General features: G+C 46.3%; 1 protein-coding gene. It reads left to right on the forward strand.

Annotated elements, in window-relative coordinates; translation table 11 throughout:
* Nucleotides 1-270, forward strand: a 270-nt coding sequence (locus SB660_RS20765; protein ID WP_410584237.1) for a glucuronate isomerase, incomplete at both ends; no start/stop codon positions are given.

A 270-nucleotide genomic window follows, 5' to 3' on the forward strand; every position in this document is an offset into this window, starting at 1 on the left:
GTGCTTCCTGGATTTCGGCCGGATAAAGGACTTGAGATCAATCGTGAAGGCTTTCCTGAGTGGGTGCAGGCGCTTGAAGATGCCGCCGCCATATCGATTACAACCTATGATGAGTTTTTAAATGCGTTGGAAAAACGAGTGCGATTCTTCCACTCAGCCGGCGGCCGAGTTTCTGATCATGCGATAGATTCAATGGTATTTGCCCAAACAACAAAAGAAGAAGCTGGACGGATTTTTTCTGACAGATTACAAGGACCAGAGGTTTCTTAT

It is taken from the genome of Bacillus sp. SIMBA_005, assembly GCF_046535585.1.
Classification (GTDB): domain Bacteria; phylum Bacillota; class Bacilli; order Bacillales; family Bacillaceae; genus Bacillus; species Bacillus pumilus.